This is a genomic window from Pseudocitrobacter cyperus (assembly GCF_039889165.1).
GTDB lineage: Bacteria > Pseudomonadota > Gammaproteobacteria > Enterobacterales > Enterobacteriaceae > Pseudocitrobacter > Pseudocitrobacter cyperus.
The window spans coordinates 53,032-69,802 of the sequence record NZ_JAYMYY010000006.1; the positions used below are offsets into that span (position 1 = coordinate 53,032).

Consider the following 16,771-nt stretch of genomic DNA (forward strand, 5'->3'; position numbering starts at 1 on the left):
GAATCAATATGAATAACGCGCAGAAAAATTTGAAAATGGGTTATGTCTGGATGATATGTCTGGTGGCCGCCTGTGGTGGATTGCTTTTTGGTTATGACTGGGTGGTCATCGGCGGGGCGAAACCATTCTATGAGGCCTGGTTTTCCATCGCCGATCCAGCGCTCTCCGGTTGGGCGATGAGTTCGGCGCTGGTAGGCTGTATTTTTGGTGCGCTGGTATCGGGCTGGTGTGCGGATAAATTTGGCCGCAAGCTGCCGCTTATTCTGGCGGCGATTCTGTTCAGCGCCTCTGCCTGGGGCACGGCAGTGGCAAGCAACTTCGACATGTTTGTGATTTACCGTATTGTCGGCGGGGTTGGTATTGGCCTCGCTTCCGCCATTAGTCCTCTCTATATCGCAGAAGTTAGCCCGGCGGAAAAACGCGGGCGATTTGTGGCTATAAACCAACTAACGATCGTGATCGGTGTGTTAGGTGCGCAGTTGATCAACCTGATGATTGCTAAACCTGTTGAGCCGGGCGTCACCATGGAAGCGATCGCTCAGAGCTGGAACGGCCAGACTGGCTGGCGCTGGATGTTTGGTGCTGAACTGGTGCCTGCGCTGGCGTTTCTGGTACTGATGTTTTTTGTCCCGGAATCTCCACGCTGGCTCATGAAAGCCGGAAAGCGAGAGAAGGCGCGACAAATGCTGGAACGTATTGGTTCACGCGACTATGCAGAGCAGACACTGGCCGATATTGAACATACCCTTGCAAAAGATAACCATAAAGTCGCGTGGTCGACGCTGCTTCAACCGCAAATCAAACCTATTGTGATTATTGGCATGGTGTTGGCTATCTTTCAGCAGTGGTGCGGTATTAATGTTATTTTCAACTATGCCCAGGAGATCTTTGCTTCCGCCGGGTTCGATATTAACGGCACTCTGAAATCCATTGTGGCAACGGGCCTAATCAACCTTGTTTTCACTGTCGCCGCGCTACCGCTGGTCGATAAACTGGGGCGTCGTAAATTGATGCTGCTTGGCGCGTCAGGACTGACGATTATCTACGTGTTAATTGCTGGTGCTTATGCTGCGGGGATTATGGGCTGGCCGGTATTGGTACTGGTTCTGGCGGCTATCGCAATTTATGCGTTGACGCTTGCGCCTGTAACCTGGGTTTTACTGTCAGAGATATTCCCTAATCGCGTGCGCGGCCTGGCAATGTCACTCGGTACGCTTGCGCTTTGGATTGCCTGTTTCTTGCTGACCTATACTTTCCCGCTCCTCAACGCCGGTTTGGGTGCGGCGGGAAGTTTCTTGCTGTATGGTGTGATTTGCGCATTCGGATACCTTTATATCTTGCGTCATGTTCCTGAAACAAAAGGCGTTACACTAGAGGCACTGGAAGAACAGCTCGCGGCGAAGCACGGTAAATCCCCGACAGTCGCCAATACGCATCAGGCCCACTAATGGAAAGCCTGCTGCTGGAAAACGCGCATTTACGGATGCGCATATCGCCGCAAGGTGGGGCGTTGCTGGGCCTGGAATCGTTACGTTTTCAACGGCCTGTATTACAGGCACCGGCAGGGGAGGTTGCGCTTTTTCCGATGCTGCCTCTGGCTAACCGTGTTGCGGGCAATCGCTTCAGGTTCAATGAACGTGAAATTGTGTTACCGAACCACGAGTCAGATGACACTTTTTTTCTGCATGGCGATGGCTGGTTAAATAAATGGCGGGTGATGGCGGTGGCCCCGGAGCGCTGTACGCTGCAACTATATAGCCAGTTGCGTTGTGGTTACGACTACGAGGCGACGCTTGAGTACAAACTTACAGATGGCACGCTGAATGCGGAGTTAACCGTTATGCATCGAGGCACGCAGCCAATGCTTTATGGTTGCGGGTTTCATCCATGGTTCTATTTTACAAGTCAGTGCCGTGCGCAGTTCTATGCCAGCGGCTGCTGGCCAGAGGGAGAATCTCATTTGCCACTGGCCTGGCAGTCGTCTATTCCGAATGCGGCGGATTTTTCCAGCGCACAGTATGGTGAAGATGCCTGGCTCAATATGGGATATTCGGGCTGGAATGGGTGTGCGGTCATCGAAAATGATGTGATGAGGGTCACGCTTCTCGCGCAAACCCCTTACCTCATGGCGTTCAGAATGTCGGGTGGCGCGTTTCTTTGTCTTGAACCGCAAACCCATCCTGTTAACGCACATAACCTGCCCGGGCAGCCGGGTTTACAGGTTTTAGGCCAGGGCGATCGGTTGCATTTTTCTCTAAAAATTGTGGTGGAAAAGGGATAATAACAGCGATTTTTTAGCGGTTGCGCCAGCCCGTTTTTACCGCCAGACTGTCACCTCCATTCTGGAGGAAATCATGGTCTTGCACTCAACGCGTTGGCTGGCGCTCAGTTATTTCACCTACTTTTTTAGCTACGGTATTTTTCTGCCATTCTGGAGCGTCTGGCTAAAGGGCGCAGGGCTGACGCCGGAAACCATTGGTATTCTGCTGGGGGCTGGCCTGGTGGCGCGTTTTCTCGGTAGCCTGCTGATTGCGCCACGCGTGAGCGACCCCTCTCGTTTGATTCGTGTTCTGCGCATTCTGGCGTTGTTCACGTTGCTGTTTGTGATGGCCTTCTGGGCAGGTAGCCACGTCGCCTGGCTGATGGTGGTGATGATTGGCTTTAACCTGTTTTTCTCGCCGCTGGTGCCGCTGACCGATGCGCTCGCCAATACCTGGCAAAAGCAAATCACCATGGATTATGGCCGGGTGCGGTTGTGGGGCTCAATTGCCTTTGTTATTGGCTCGGCGCTCACCGGGAAACTGGTCAGTTTATTTGATTACCGCGCCATTCTGGTGCTGCTGAGTTTAGGGATTGCCTCCATGCTGCTCGGCATGCTGTTACGACCGAGCGTGATGCCGCAGGGCGAATCTCGCCATCAGGAAGCGGCGGGCTGGCCGGCCTGGCGCTCCCTTGTGACGCAGAGTTGGCGCTTCCTCGCCTGTGTATGTCTGTTGCAGGGCGCACATGCGGCCTACTACGGTTTTAGCGCGATTTACTGGCAGGGTGCGGGCTATTCGGCGTCAGCGGTGGGGTATCTCTGGTCGCTTGGCGTGGTGGCGGAAGTGGTGATTTTCGCCCTCAGTAAAAAAGTGTTCCGCCGCTTCAGCGCGCGAGACCTCCTGCTACTGTCGGCGGTGTGCGGCGTGATCCGCTGGGGGATCATGGGCTGGACTACGGCATTACCGTGGCTTATCGTTGCGCAGATCCTGCACTGCGGTACTTTCACCGTCTGCCATCTGGCGGCCATGCGCTATATTGCCGCGCGTCAGGGGAGCGAAGTGATTCGCCTGCAGGCGGTTTACTCTGCCGTAGCGATGGGCGGCAGTATCGCCGTGATGACGGTTTTCGCCGGTTTCCTCTATCAACATCTCCATCAGGGCGTTTTCTGGGTGATGGCGCTGGTCGCCCTTCCTGCGTTAATTCTGCGCCCGAAAGCGGTCGCGGCTTAAACGTCGAGGATCTTGCTGATGTGCTGCCGCTGGTGGTCACTCAGCGGCCTGTCAGCGTGGATCAACGGCGGTGAAAACAGCGGCAGGGCGGTCGCATACGGCGAGACCACCAGACTTACGCTTTTCGGCGCGCCCTCTTTCTGGAAGGTGCGCGCCGCCAGATATTTCACGTTAAGCGGTAGTAAGGTCAGTTCGCGTAGCTGCTGTTCTATCTCCTGTTCCAGCGCCGGATTATCACCCGTTAGCAGTACCACTTCTTTTTCATGTAACTCGCCCTCCTGCATTAACCCGGCGCCAAAAATAATGGCAATTAGCGCCGCCTCTTCGTGGCTGAATTGCAGGGTATAGCGCGTTTCAAAATCGGCCAGCGCTTCGCGGGTGGTGCGCATCAATCGCGGATAGAGGCGGTGGATCTCTTCGGTAAGATGAGTATCTATGCCGATTCCGAAGATGCAGCGATTAAGCGCCTGTGCCAGGTGGATGTAGAGCTGGTCGCGCAGGCTCTGTTCATCGCCAAGCTGTCGCCCGGCAAGCTGCTGAAAACGGTCAATGAGCTGGTCAATAGCCAGATGCAGTTGCCTGTCCTGGGCATGTCCATCGTAAACCGGGTTAGGCGTGCGCATCAGCATAAACAGTAGCGCGAGAAACTGCTGCTCGCTGCAGTGAGGCTGGCGATTGATACGCCTCTGCCAGTGGCGGACGATTTCCGCCGCCACCTGAAACTCTTGCGTGGTGCGGGTCCAGGTGCTTTGCAGGGAGTTGAAGGTCGGGCTCTCTCCCTGATGGTGCTGAAGCAGGCAATATTGCAGATAGAGGCGTAAAAATTGGGTGTCACGGCTCTCGAACTGACGTTGCAGGCTACGTCCGCAGCGGTTAACCAGCGCTTGTAAATTGGTGTCGTCATACAGCGTGCGGGCAATACCCTGTTGTTTAAGCTGCGTTTTGAGCGCTGGGGTAAAATGGTGCGTGACAAAATGCGGGCACAGGCGGAAGGCGCGCCGCAGCCAGTGCAGCAAGCACAGACGTAAATCGAGCGTGGTGCCTTCAATCCGATAGCTGCCGTCCGCTACGCTGGCAATCGCCAGACGATGGTAACGCTGGATCTCATCTCCCGTCTCGGCTATATCTTGCCGTGCAGTTTCTGCATCGACACCATTCACCTCGCCTATATATTCGGGCGTGATACTGTGGTCGGGGAGATAGAACATCAGCAGCACCTGGCAGCGGCGCTGTGGACTGGAAAGCACAGATGGAGGTTCCATAAGCGTCATCATCTGAAAGATTCCAGTTTGCGTTTTTGATAAGAATAGCTAAAGGGTAGCCTTTCGTAGTCGCACTTAGCCTCTTTACGTAAGGAATATCGGCGTCGGTCACAGAATTTTTCACTGAGGAACGGATGAAGAGAGTGAAACAATGCGTAAGTCTGGTATTTTTCGCGGTTTTATCGTTTAGCGCGCAATCGCATCCACACAGCTTCATTACTCTGAGCACGGAAGTGGTGGCGCAGGATGGGCAGATGAGCGGTCTGAAAATGCGCTGGGTGATGGATGAATTAACATCAGCAGACCTGTTGTATGACGCCGGAAAAGCCAAACCGGGTGATGAGGTGTGGAAAAAACTGGCGGCGGAGGTGATGGCGAACGTACTGGGTCAGCACTATTTCACCGAGGTCTGGCATGACGGTCAAAAGGTGAAGTTTGAGAACCTGCCAACCCATTACGGGCTTTCGCGTGAAGGGCATCAGGCGGTGCTGACGTTCACCCTGCCGCTGGCAACGCCGCAGCCGCTGGCAGGGCAGACCTATTCTTTCTCGACCTTTGATCCCACCTATTACGTTGATATGAGCTATGAGAATGACGGCGATGTGGTGTTACCCGCCAGCCTGAAAAGTGAGTGCAAACTGGCGGTGCATACGCCAAAACCCAGCGAGGAGATGATGTCCTACGCCTTGTCACTCGATAAAGAGGATGCGCCGGAAGAGGATATGGAATTGGGTAAACAATTTGCGCAGAAGGTGACGCTCTCATGTCAGTGATTAGCACGGTTAAACGCCCGTCCCGACGCTGGCTGGCGCTGTGGCCGCTGGCGCTGTTTTTGCTGCTAAGCATGCTGGCCGGTTTCTGGCTGTGGCAGGCGTGGCCGCAGGTGATGATGAAAAGTATTATCTGGCAGCGCGATGTGAATCAGCAGATGAGCGGGTTGCTCAAGGCCGTTGCCGAAAATCCGACGCAGGCGGGCGGTTCACTGCTGCTGTTTAGCTTTATCTACGGTGTGCTACACGCGCTGGGGCCGGGGCACGGCAAAGTGGTGATTGCAACCTGGCTTGCCACTCATCCTTCAAAACTGAGATCGAGTATTGGCCTGACGCTGGCCTCTTCATTATTGCAGGGGCTGGTGGCGATAGGCCTGGTGGTTATCGTTCTCACGCTGTTGCAATTGCCCGCTCGCCAGCTTCACCTCAGCGGTTTCTGGCTGGAAAAAGCCAGTTATGCGCTGGTAGGCGTACTGGGAGGACTGCTCTGCTGGCGGGCGCTGAAAAAGCTGCGACGCCTGCTGCGTAAACCCACGTTCACCGTCTTTAAACCGATTCACGTCCATGATGAGCATTGCGGGTGTGGGCACAAGCATCTTCCTCATCCTGACGAGGTGCAGAGTGGCGACGACTGGCGCGCGCGCCTGATGGTGGTGCTCTCAATGGGAATGCGCCCCTGTTCGGGTGCGATTATGGTTTTGTTGTTCAGTAAAGTGATTGGGGTCTTTGCCTGGGGAATGGCATCGGCGCTGGCGATGGCGGCCGGTACCTCGTTAACCATCTCGTCACTGGCGCTGTTGGTGCACAGTTTCCGTCAACTGGCGGTACGCCTGAGCGGAGATCGCGCGCCGGTATTATGGCGGCAGGTGGGATGGACGACGCTGGCATTAGCGGGGGGCGCATTTTTGATAGCCGCGGCAATCGTGATGTGGATGAGTGCGGTGCCGGTGGGACGGGGGATGAGGCCGTTTTAAAAGCCGGAGGACGGTTTCGTCTTATCCGGCCTGCAAATGACGTGTCCGGTAAACGCTGGCGCTACCGGACACCGCCGTCTCTTAGCGCTTCAGCGCTTCGCTCAACTGGTCGCGCATGTTCGCCAGCATCGCTTTCACCACGCGAGCGTTACCGGCAACCACGTTGCCGGTCATCATGTAGTTGTGACCGCCGGTGAAGTCGCACACCAGCGCGCCCGCTTCACGCGCCAGCAGTTCGCCTGCGGCAAAATCCCACGGCTTCAGGCCGATTTCGAAGAAACCATCAACGCGGCCAGCGGCAACGTAGGCCAGATCCAGCGCAGCAGAACCGGTGCGGCGGAAGTCCGCGCATTCGGTGAACAGGTTGCCGAGGATATTCATGTACGCAGGAGCGTGCTGTTTCGCTTTGAACGGGAAGCCGGTCGCCAGAATGGTGCCGTCGAGGTCGCGAGCGGTGCTGCAACGCAGACGGTAGCCGTTGAGCTGTGCGCCCTGGCCGCGGGTTGCCGTGAAGAGTTCGTTACGCATGGGATCGTAAACCACCGCGACTTCAGTACGACCTTTGATGCGTACCGCGATGGAAACCGCGAAGTGCGGCAGACGTTTAACGAAGTTGGTGGTGCCATCCAGTGGATCGATAACCCATTGAACATCCAGATCGTCGCCAACATGTTCACCGCTTTCTTCGGTGATAATGGTGTGTTGCGGGTAAGATTTGCGAATGGTTTCGATGATAATGGCTTCAGCCGCTTTATCAACGTTGGTCACGAAATCATTGCTGCCTTTCTGGCTGGTTTCAACAGAATCTGGCGTTTCGTAATGTTTGGCAATCAGGTTACCCGCCTTGCGCGCTGCGCGCACGGCGATGTTCAGCATCGGATGCATCAGGTTACTCTCACTGGATGTTAAAGAACGGGGAAAAACGGCGCACATCATAACAGCCAATTCGGACTCTGTCTCCGGTTTATGATAATATGGCCGAATAATCTTTAAACGAAGAAAGACAATGCTGCAAAATATTCGAATTGTGCTGGTTGAAACCTCTCACACCGGCAATATGGGCTCTGTCGCCCGTGCAATGAAAACTATGGGCCTGACTAACCTGTGGCTGGTTAATCCACTGGTTAAACCTGACTCGCAGGCTATCGCCCTGGCGGCTGGCGCCAGCGATGTGATTGGCAGCGCGCAAATCGTCGATACGCTGGATGAAGCGCTGGCCGGGTGTAGCCTGGTCGTCGGCACCAGCGCGCGTTCACGCACGCTGCCGTGGCCGATGCTTGACCCACGCGAATGTGGGCTGAAAAGCGTGGCGGAAGCAGAACACGCGCCAGTCGCGCTGGTGTTTGGCCGCGAACGCGTTGGCCTGACCAACGAAGAACTGCAAAAATGCCACTATCACGTCGCAATTGCTGCCAACCCGGAATACAGCTCGCTGAATCTGGCAATGGCCGTGCAGGTTATCTCTTATGAGGTTCGCATGGCGTGGCTGGCGGCGCAGGAAAGCAGCGAAGAAAAAGTCGCGCATGAAGAAACGCCGTATCCGCTGGTTGATGACCTGGAGCGTTTCTATGGCCACCTGGAACAGACGCTGCTAAGTACCGGTTTTATCCGCGAGAACCATCCGGGGCAGGTAATGAACAAACTGCGTCGTTTGTTTACCCGTGCGCGCCCGGAAAGCCAGGAACTGAACATCCTGCGCGGGATTCTGGCGTCGATCGAGCAGCAGAATAAGAAGTAAGCGGTGAAACCCCTCACCCTAACCCTCTCCCACAGGGAGAGGGGACTGGTTCAGTGCGGTGTTCACCCTCTCCCTGTGGATGAGGGCATCAGACCGCACTGAATGTTAAATACTTGACTATTTTACTCAAGTAAATAGTTGACTGATTTAGTCGGGAATGTCAGACTTGGCCCTGCTATGCAATACCCCCACATAAATTATTAAAACCCCGGGCAGGGGCGAGTTTGAGGTTAAGTAAGACATGAGACTGACATCTAAAGGGCGTTACGCCGTGACCGCGATGCTGGACGTTGCACTCAACTCCGAAGCGGGCCCGGTGCCGTTGGCCGATATTTCAGAACGACAGGGAATTTCACTTTCCTACCTGGAGCAACTGTTCTCCCGTCTGCGTAAAAATGGTCTGGTATCCAGCGTTCGCGGGCCAGGCGGCGGTTATCTGCTGGGTAAAGAAGCCAACCATATCGCAGTTGGCGAAGTGATCAGCGCAGTTGACGAATCCGTCGACGCGACCCGTTGCCAGGGTAAAGGCGGCTGTCAGGGTGGCGATAAATGCCTGACTCACGCGCTGTGGCGCGACCTGAGCGATCGCCTGACCGGCTTCCTGAACAACATTACGCTGGGCGAACTGGTGAATAACCAGGAAGTGCTGGATGTGTCTGGTCGCCAGCACAGCCATGAAACAACGCGCAGCACCCGTGCGCAAGACGCTATCGACGTCAAACTGCGCGCGTAATATAAATATCCGCGCGACGGATAATAAAGAGATTTCAGAATCAGGCCGGGGCGTACCGCGCTCCGTCTCCTCGGTCGTACATCCAGCCGATAGCCTGATTCCTTGCATTGAAGCGATGTACGGAGTTTAAGAGCAATGAAATTACCGATTTATCTCGATTACTCCGCAACCACGCCGGTGGACCCGCGTGTTGCCGAGAAAATGATGCAGTTTTTAACCCTGGACGGAACCTTTGGTAACCCGGCCTCCCGTTCTCACCGTTTTGGCTGGCAGGCTGAAGAAGCGGTAGATATCGCCCGTAATCAGATTGCCGATCTGGTCGGTGCCGATCCCCGCGAAATCGTCTTCACCTCCGGTGCAACCGAATCTGACAACCTGGCAATTAAAGGTGCAGCCAACTTTTATCAGAAAAAAGGCAAGCACATTATTACCAGCAAAACCGAACACAAAGCCGTGCTGGACACCTGTCGTCAGCTTGAGCGTGAAGGGTTTGAAGTCACCTACCTTGCCCCTCAGCGCAACGGTATCATTGACCTGAAAGAGCTTGAAGCGGCGATGCGTGATGACACCATCCTCGTTTCCATCATGCACGTGAACAACGAAATCGGCGTGGTGCAGGATATCGCGACCATCGGCGAAATGTGCCGTGCGCGCGGTATTGTTTACCACGTTGATGCGACCCAGAGCGTGGGCAAACTGCCTATCGACCTGAGCCAGCTCAAAGTTGACCTGATGTCATTCTCCGGCCATAAAATCTATGGCCCGAAAGGGATTGGCGCGCTGTACGTGCGTCGTAAACCGCGTATCCGCATCGAAGCGCAGATGCACGGCGGCGGTCACGAGCGCGGCATGCGTTCCGGTACGCTGCCTGTTCACCAGATCGTCGGCATGGGCGAAGCTTACCGTATCGCCAAAGAAGAGATGGAAACTGAGATGGCGCGCCTGCGCGGTCTGCGTAACCGTCTGTGGAACGGCGTGAAGGATATGGAAGAAGTTTACCTGAACGGCGACCTCGAGCAGGGCGCACCGAACATCCTTAACGTCAGCTTCAACTTTGTTGAAGGTGAATCACTGATTATGGCTCTGAAAGACCTGGCCGTTTCTTCCGGTTCCGCCTGTACGTCTGCAAGCCTCGAGCCATCCTACGTGCTGCGTGCGCTGGGTATGACCGACGAGCTGGCACATAGCTCTATCCGTTTCTCTTTAGGTCGTTTTACTACCGAAGAAGAGATTGACTACACCATTCAACTGGTTCGTAACTCCATCGGCCGTCTGCGCGACCTTTCTCCGCTGTGGGAAATGTTCAAACAGGGCGTGGATCTGAACAGCATCGAATGGTCACATCACTAATCGGTAGATAAGAGGAATTTAATCATGGCATACAGCGAAAAAGTTATTGATCATTACGAGAACCCGCGCAACGTCGGCTCTTTCGACAACAGCGATGATAGCGTGGGTAGCGGCATGGTTGGCGCGCCGGCCTGTGGCGACGTGATGAAGTTGCAGATCAAAGTCAACAATGAAGGTATCATTGAAGACGCGCGTTTCAAGACCTACGGCTGCGGTTCCGCCATCGCGTCCAGCTCGCTGGTTACCGAATGGGTAAAAGGCAAGTCTCTGGACGAAGCGCAGGCGATTAAAAACACCGACATCGCAGACGAGCTTGAACTGCCGCCAGTGAAAATTCACTGCTCTATCCTGGCAGAAGACGCGATTAAAGCCGCCATTGCGGATTACAAAAGCAAACGTGAAGCAAAATAAGAATTGAGGTTTTGTTATGTCGATTACATTGAGCGACAGTGCAGCAGCGCGAGTCAATACCTTCCTGGCCAACCGCGGTAAAGGGTTTGGTCTGCGTCTGGGCGTGAGAACTTCCGGCTGCTCGGGTATGGCGTATGTACTGGAATTTGTTGATGAACCTGCGGCAGAAGACACCGTGTTCGAAGACAAAGGCGTGAAGGTGGTGATCGACGGCAAAAGCCTGCAATTCCTCGACGGCACTCAACTGGACTTCGTCAAAGAAGGCCTGAACGAAGGGTTTAAATTCACCAACCCGAACGTCAAAGATGAGTGCGGTTGCGGCGAAAGCTTTAACGTGTAACTGAACGTCACCAACCCCACCGCAGGCCATCTGTGGGTGGGGTTTTGTTTTATTTACCCTGAGATTGTTATGGATTACTTCAGCCTCTTCGGGTTACCCGCCCACTATCACGTCGATACTCAGGCCCTTGCGACCCGTTTTCAGGATCTGCAACGTCAGAATCACCCCGACAAATTCGCAAGCGTAAGCGCCGCCGAACAACTGGCCGCTGTGCAACGTTCCGCAACCATCAACCAGGCCTGGCAAACGCTGCGTCACCTACTGCCACGCGCAGAATATCTGCTGTCGCTGCACGGTTTCGATTTAGCCAGCGAGCAGCACACGGTACGCGATACCGCTTTTCTGATGGAACAACTGGAACTGCGTGAAGAGCTTGACGAGATTGAACAGGCGAAGGATGAAGCGCGTCTGGAAGGGTTTATCAAACGTGCAAAATCGATGTTCGATACCCGCCATCAGCAGATGGTGAAAGAATTAGACGATGAAGCGTGGGAGACGGCGGCGGATACCGTGCGTAAACTGCGTTTTCTCGATAAACTGCGAAGCCATGCAGAACAACTCGAAGAAAAACTGCTCGACTATTAATTTCGGAAGCTCAATATGGCCTTATTACAAATTAGTGAGCCTGGTCTGAGTGCCGCGCCGCATCAGCGTCGCCTGGCGGTTGGCATCGATTTAGGCACCACCAATTCTCTGGTTGCGACGGTTCGTAGCGGTCAGGCGGAAACCCTGGCCGATAGCCAGGGGCGTCACCTGCTGCCCTCTGTTGTCCATTACCAGGCGCAGGGCCACGTCGTGGGTTATGACGCGCGCGCCAATGCCGCGCAGGATCCCGCTAACACCATCAGTTCCGTCAAACGCCTGATGGGCCGCTCGCTGGCCGACATTCAGACGCGTTACCCGCATCTGCCGTACCAGTTCCTGGAGAGCGAAAATGGCTTGCCGATGCTGGTCACTGAAGCCGGTGTGCTGAACCCGATTCGCGTCTCCGCCGATATTCTCAAAGCGCTGGCGGCGCGAGCCACCGAATCGCTGGCCGGTGAACTTGACGGCGTGGTGATCACCGTTCCGGCCTATTTTGATGATGCACAGCGTCAGGGCACCAAAGACGCGGCGCGTCTGGCGGGCCTGCATGTGCTGCGTCTGCTTAACGAGCCGACCGCCGCCGCCATTGCCTACGGGCTCGACTCGGGTCAGGAAGGCGTGATCGCCGTCTATGACCTGGGCGGTGGTACCTTTGATATCTCTATTCTGCGCTTAAGCCGCGGTGTGTTTGAAGTACTGGCGACGGGCGGTGATTCTGCGCTCGGCGGCGATGACTTCGACCATCTGTTGGCCGATCATATTCGTGAACTGGCGGGCATTGCCGATCGCAGTGACAACCGCGTCCAGCGCGAACTGCTGGATGCCGCCATCGCCGCTAAAATCGCCCTGAGCGATGCTCAGAGCGTGACGGTTGAGGTTGCAGACTGGAAAGGCGACATCACCCGCGAACAGTTTAACGACCTGATTTCAGCGCTGGTTAAACGCACCCTGATGGCCTGCCGCCGCGCGCTGAAAGATGCGGGCGTGGAAGCGGATGAGGTGCTGGAAGTGGTGATGGTCGGTGGTTCAACGCGTGTGCCGCTGGTGCGTGAACGCGTGGGTGAATTTTTTGGCCGCACGCCGCTGACCTCTATCGACCCGGATAAAGTCGTCGCCATTGGCGCGGCGATTCAGGCGGATATTCTGGTGGGCAACAAGCCAGATAGCGAAATGCTGCTGCTGGACGTTATCCCGCTGTCGCTCGGTCTGGAAACCATGGGCGGCCTGGTGGAGAAAGTCATCCCGCGTAACACCACTATTCCGGTGGCGCGCGCGCAGGAGTTCACCACCTTCAAAGATGGCCAGACCGCCATGTCGATTCACGTCATGCAGGGCGAGCGCGAACTGGTGCAGGATTGCCGTTCGCTGGCGCGCTTTGCACTGCGTGGTATTCCTGCGCTCCCGGCGGGCGGGGCGCATATTCGCGTCACCTTCCAGGTGGATGCCGACGGGCTGTTAAGCGTGACCGCGATGGAGAAATCCACCGGGGTGGAATCTTCGATTCAGGTGAAACCGTCCTACGGTCTGACCGATGGTGAAATCGCCACCATGATTCAGGATTCCATGAGCTACGCCGAGCACGATGTCAAAGCCCGTATGCTCGCGGAGCAAAAAGTAGAAGCAGCACGCGTACTGGAGAGTTTGACCGGTGCGCTGGCCGCCGATGCCGCGCTGTTAAGCGCCGCAGAACGTCAGGTGATTGACGAAGCCGCTGCGCATTTGAGCGCGGTAGCCCAGGGCAATGACACTGACGCCATAGAACAAGCCATTAAAAACGTTGACAAACAAACCCAGGAATTTGCCGCTCGCCGTATGGACAAATCTGTTCGTACTGCGCTGAAAGGCCAGTCCGTGGACGAGGTTTAATATGCCAAAGATTGTTTTTCTGCCCCATCAGGATCTGTGTCCGGATGGCGTAGTTGTGGAAGCTGAGAGCGGTGAAACCATTCTGGATGCAGCGCTGCGTAGCGGCATCGAGATTGAACACGCCTGTGAAAAATCCTGTGCCTGCACCACCTGCCATTGCATCGTGCGTGAAGGTTTCGACTCCCTGCCGGAAAGCACCGAAGACGAAGACGATATGCTGGACAAAGCCTGGGGGCTGGAACCGGATAGCCGCCTGAGCTGTCAGGCGCGCGTCACCGACGAAGATCTGGTGGTCGAAATTCCGCGTTACACAATTAACCACGCGCGCGAGCATTAACAGAGGATAGTATGGGACTGAAGTGGACTGACAGCCGTGAAATCGGCGAAGCGCTGTACGACACCTTCCCGGATACCGATCCGAAGACCGTGCGCTTTACTGACCTGCACCAATGGATTTGCGACCTCGAGGATTTTGATGATGACCCTCAGGCATCAAATGAAAAAATCCTTGAGGCAATTCTGCTAGTCTGGTTAGACGAAGCGGAATAAGTCACATCACGGGCTGCCTTCGGGCGGCCCGTTTACTAATAAGGATAAATAAAATGACCGAAGCGATGAACATTACGCTTACTACACAGCCTGCCGATGCGCGCTGGGGCGAAAAAGCGACTTATAGCATCAACGATAATGGAATCTCCCTGCACCTGACCGGAAAAGACGACCTCGGCCTGATTCAGCGCGCAGCGCGTAAAATTGATGGACTGGGCATTAAACACGTGGCGCTGACCGGAGAAGGCTGGAGTGCCGACAGCGCGTGGGCTTTCTGGGCCGGTTATAAAGGGCCGAAGGGCACACGTAAAGTGGAATGGCCGGAACTGGATGACGCACAGCGCCAGGAACTGGATAACCGCCTGACCATCATCGACTGGGTGCGCGACACCATCAATGCCCCGGCGGAAGAAGTCGGCCCATCACAACTGGCGCAACGTGCGGTGGATCTGCTGTGCAGCGTGGCCTGCGATCAGGTCTCTTATCGCATCACCAAAGGTGAAGACCTGCGCGAGCAGAACTATATGGGCATTCACACCGTTGGCCGTGGTTCAGAACGTGCGCCCGTGCTGCTGGCGCTGGACTACAACCCGACGGGCGATAAAGAAGCTCCGGTTTATGCCTGCCTGGTCGGCAAAGGCATCACTTTTGATTCCGGCGGTTATAGCCTGAAACAGAGCGCGTTCATGGACTCGATGAAGTCCGACATGGGCGGCGCGGCAATGGTAACGGGCGCGCTGGCGTTTGCTATCACCCGCGGTCTGAACAAACGTGTGAAACTGTACCTGTGCTGCGCTGACAATATGGTGAGCGGTAACGCGTTCAAACTGGGCGATATCATTCACTATCGCAACGGTAAAAATGTCGAAGTGATGAACACCGATGCGGAAGGGCGCCTGGTGCTGGCCGATGGTCTGATTGATGCCTCTGCGCAGAAGCCGGAGCTGATCATCGATGCGGCGACCCTGACCGGGGCGGCGAAAACGGCATTGGGCAATGACTACCATGCCCTGCTTAGTTTTGATGATGGCCTGGTGAATCGCCTGATGGCGAGCGCGGCAGCGGAAAACGAACCGTTCTGGCGTCTGCCGCTGGCTGAGTTCCATCGCAACCAGTTGCCGTCTAACTTTGCCGAGCTGAACAACACCGCAAACGCCACCTATCCGGCGGGTGCAAGCACCGCGGCGGGCTTCCTGTCTCACTTCGTTGAAAACTATCACGAAGGCTGGTTGCACATCGACTGTTCCGCAACCTATCGTAAAGGCGCGGTAGAGCAGTGGGCAGCCGGTGCGACCGGGCTGGGCGTGCGCACGATTGCGAATCTGCTGACTGCTGAATAAATTGTTACCCCTCACCCTAACCCTCTCCCAAAGGGAGAGGGGACTGTTCTGTGCGGTTTTCGCCCTCTCCCTGTGGGAGAGGGACGGGGTGAGGGGAACCGACATTCTGGAACCCACTATGTCCGAAACCAAAAACGAATTAGAAACCCTGCTTGAACAGGCGGCGACCGAGCCTGCGCATCGCCCGGCGTTCTTTCGCACGCTGCTGGGAGCCACCGTGTGGGTGCCCGGCACGGCGGCGGAAGGCGAGCAAATTGTGGAAGACAGCGCGCTCGATTTACAGCATTGGGAAAAGGAGGACGGCACCTCCGTCATTCCGTTTTTCACTTCTCTGGAAGCCTTGCAGCAGGCTGTGGAAGAGGAACAGGCGTTCGTGGTAATGCCCGTTCGCACGCTGTTTGAAATGACGCTCGGTGAAACGTTGTTCCTCAATGCCAAACTGCCGACCGGGAAAGAGTTCACCCCGCGCGAAATCAGCCATCTGATCGGCGAAGAGGGAAAACCGCTCAGTACCCAGGAAATTCTGCAAGGCGGTGAATCGCTGATTCTCTCCGAAGTGGCGGAGCCGCCCGCGCAGATGGTGGACTCGCTCACCACGCTGTTTAAAACCTTCAAACCGGTGAAACGGGCGTTTATCTGTTCAATCAAAGAGAGCGCAGAAGGCGAGGCGAACCTGCTGATTGGCATTGAAGCCGATGGGGATATTGAAGAGATTATTCACGCCGCAGGCAGCGTGGCGACCGATACCCTGCCGGGCGATGAACCGATTGATATCTGTCAGGTGGTGAAAGGTGAGAAGGGCATCAGCCACTTTATTACCGAGCATATCACCCCGTTCTACGAACGCCGCTGGGGCGGTTTTCTGCGCGATTTTAAACAGAACCGGATTATTTAAGTTTGAGGAAGGCCGCCCCGCAGGGCGGCATCCAGGCTTACCTGCCCATTACGTTGATTGCGTCGCGAAAAGCGTAGTCTGAAAGATTCCAGTCTTCGTTAACGTGAGCAAACAACGCGCTGGTTACAATAAGCACGATACAAACGTATCGTTTCATTGCGCGGTCCATGCAAAGACCGCATCACGGCAACACCACTGGCGATAATGACGCGATAGCAAGTACTGGGGGTACCTGCGCATACGGCCACGGAATGTCCTTCCCTTAAGCCAGCGCCCGTTTGCGAGACGGCGGAAAGGGCCGTTTAAATAGTACCCTCTTTTTGCAAGGTTAATCCATAAGTGGACTTGACTTCGGCGCTCTGAAAACGGATTATTTCATCGCTGGGGAGTACCTGCGTTGCTTTTGCAACACAACCCGCTGGAAAGGCCGCGAACCGGACCAGCAATAAAAAACCGCCTTTTTATGG

The 16,771-nt window shown here is 55.5% G+C and carries 18 protein-coding genes; 16 read left to right on the forward strand and 2 right to left on the reverse strand.

What is annotated here, in order from left to right:
- Positions 1-8 precede the first annotated feature (8 nt).
- From VSR74_RS18055 to VSR74_RS18065, 3 genes are all read left to right on the forward strand, one after another.
- Complete coding sequence (locus VSR74_RS18055) at positions 9-1,448, forward strand: sugar porter family MFS transporter (protein WP_347796001.1); 1,440 nt, start codon at positions 9-11, stop codon at positions 1,446-1,448.
- Positions 1,448-2,281: an aldose 1-epimerase gene (locus VSR74_RS18060; RefSeq protein ID WP_347796002.1), complete on the forward strand. Its 834-nt coding sequence runs from the start codon at positions 1,448-1,450 to the stop codon at positions 2,279-2,281. Before VSR74_RS18055 ends, VSR74_RS18060 begins: the two co-directional genes overlap by 1 nt.
- A 73-nt stretch (positions 2,282-2,354) precedes the next feature.
- Positions 2,355-3,491, forward strand: a complete 1,137-nt coding sequence (locus VSR74_RS18065; RefSeq protein ID WP_347796003.1) for a 3-phenylpropionate MFS transporter — start codon at positions 2,355-2,357, stop codon at positions 3,489-3,491.
- Here the strand turns inward: VSR74_RS18065 and csiE are convergent.
- Positions 3,488-4,765, reverse strand: coding sequence for a stationary phase inducible protein CsiE (csiE, locus tag VSR74_RS18070; protein ID WP_347796004.1), 1,278 nt, complete (start codon positions 4,763-4,765; stop codon positions 3,488-3,490). The two genes, VSR74_RS18065 and csiE, sit on opposite strands and share 4 nt — an antisense overlap.
- Before the next feature lie 122 nt (positions 4,766-4,887).
- Here csiE and VSR74_RS18075 point away from each other — a divergent pair, with 122 nt between their 5' ends.
- Both VSR74_RS18075 and VSR74_RS18080 read left to right on the forward strand, forming a co-directional pair.
- A complete protein-coding gene (locus tag VSR74_RS18075; RefSeq protein WP_347796005.1) occupies positions 4,888-5,526 on the forward strand; it encodes a DUF1007 family protein in 639 nt (212 codons plus the stop codon).
- Positions 5,517-6,497, forward strand: coding sequence for a nickel/cobalt transporter (locus tag VSR74_RS18080; protein ID WP_347796006.1), 981 nt, complete (start codon positions 5,517-5,519; stop codon positions 6,495-6,497). Before VSR74_RS18075 ends, VSR74_RS18080 begins: the two co-directional genes overlap by 10 nt.
- 81 nt (positions 6,498-6,578) lie before the next feature.
- On the opposite strand, the gene suhB is transcribed toward VSR74_RS18080, so the two are convergent.
- Entirely contained in the window at positions 6,579-7,382 is an 804-nt protein-coding gene (gene suhB, locus VSR74_RS18085) for an inositol-1-monophosphatase (RefSeq protein ID WP_108473385.1), read from the reverse strand.
- Between the two features lie 121 nt (positions 7,383-7,503).
- On the opposite strand from suhB, the gene trmJ reads away from it, so the two are divergent.
- From trmJ to sseB, 11 genes are all read left to right on the forward strand, one after another.
- The gene (gene trmJ, locus VSR74_RS18090) at positions 7,504-8,235 is read left to right on the forward strand and encodes a tRNA (cytosine(32)/uridine(32)-2'-O)-methyltransferase TrmJ (protein ID WP_347796007.1); all 732 of its coding nucleotides are present in this window, start codon (positions 7,504-7,506) and stop codon (positions 8,233-8,235) included.
- A gap of 241 nt (positions 8,236-8,476) precedes the next feature.
- A complete protein-coding gene (gene iscR, locus VSR74_RS18095) occupies positions 8,477-8,968 on the forward strand; it encodes a Fe-S cluster assembly transcriptional regulator IscR (protein WP_347796008.1) in 492 nt (163 codons plus the stop codon).
- 135 nt (positions 8,969-9,103) lie between these two features.
- Positions 9,104-10,318 carry a cysteine desulfurase gene (gene iscS, locus VSR74_RS18100; RefSeq protein ID WP_015963424.1) on the forward strand — a complete coding sequence of 405 codons (1,215 nt, stop codon included), beginning with the start codon at positions 9,104-9,106 and terminating at the stop codon, positions 10,316-10,318.
- Positions 10,319-10,342: 24 nt separating this feature from the next.
- Positions 10,343-10,729, forward strand: coding sequence for a Fe-S cluster assembly scaffold IscU (iscU, locus tag VSR74_RS18105; RefSeq protein WP_004866383.1), 387 nt, complete (start codon positions 10,343-10,345; stop codon positions 10,727-10,729).
- A gap of 16 nt (positions 10,730-10,745) precedes the next feature.
- On the forward strand, positions 10,746-11,069 hold the full coding sequence (gene iscA, locus VSR74_RS18110; protein WP_004104506.1) for an iron-sulfur cluster assembly protein IscA: 324 nt from the start codon (positions 10,746-10,748) through the stop codon (positions 11,067-11,069).
- A gap of 69 nt (positions 11,070-11,138) precedes the next feature.
- The gene (gene hscB / locus VSR74_RS18115; RefSeq protein ID WP_347796009.1) at positions 11,139-11,654 is read left to right on the forward strand and encodes a co-chaperone HscB; all 516 of its coding nucleotides are present in this window, start codon (positions 11,139-11,141) and stop codon (positions 11,652-11,654) included.
- Between the two features lie 15 nt (positions 11,655-11,669).
- On the forward strand, positions 11,670-13,520 hold the full coding sequence (gene hscA, locus VSR74_RS18120; protein WP_347796010.1) for a Fe-S protein assembly chaperone HscA: 1,851 nt from the start codon (positions 11,670-11,672) through the stop codon (positions 13,518-13,520).
- A gap of 1 nt (position 13,521) precedes the next feature.
- Complete coding sequence (gene fdx / locus VSR74_RS18125; RefSeq protein ID WP_347796011.1) at positions 13,522-13,857, forward strand: ISC system 2Fe-2S type ferredoxin; 336 nt, start codon at positions 13,522-13,524, stop codon at positions 13,855-13,857.
- An 11-nt stretch (positions 13,858-13,868) separates the two neighbouring features.
- Positions 13,869-14,069, forward strand: a complete 201-nt coding sequence (iscX, locus tag VSR74_RS18130) for a Fe-S cluster assembly protein IscX (RefSeq protein ID WP_015963428.1) — start codon at positions 13,869-13,871, stop codon at positions 14,067-14,069.
- Positions 14,070-14,122: 53 nt separating this feature from the next.
- Positions 14,123-15,409 (forward strand): aminopeptidase PepB, encoded by a 1,287-nt coding sequence (gene pepB, locus VSR74_RS18135; protein ID WP_347796012.1) that lies wholly within the window; start codon positions 14,123-14,125, stop codon positions 15,407-15,409.
- A gap of 118 nt (positions 15,410-15,527) precedes the next feature.
- Positions 15,528-16,304, forward strand: a complete 777-nt coding sequence (sseB, locus tag VSR74_RS18140) for an enhanced serine sensitivity protein SseB (protein WP_347796013.1) — start codon at positions 15,528-15,530, stop codon at positions 16,302-16,304.
- Positions 16,305-16,771 lie beyond the last annotated feature (467 nt).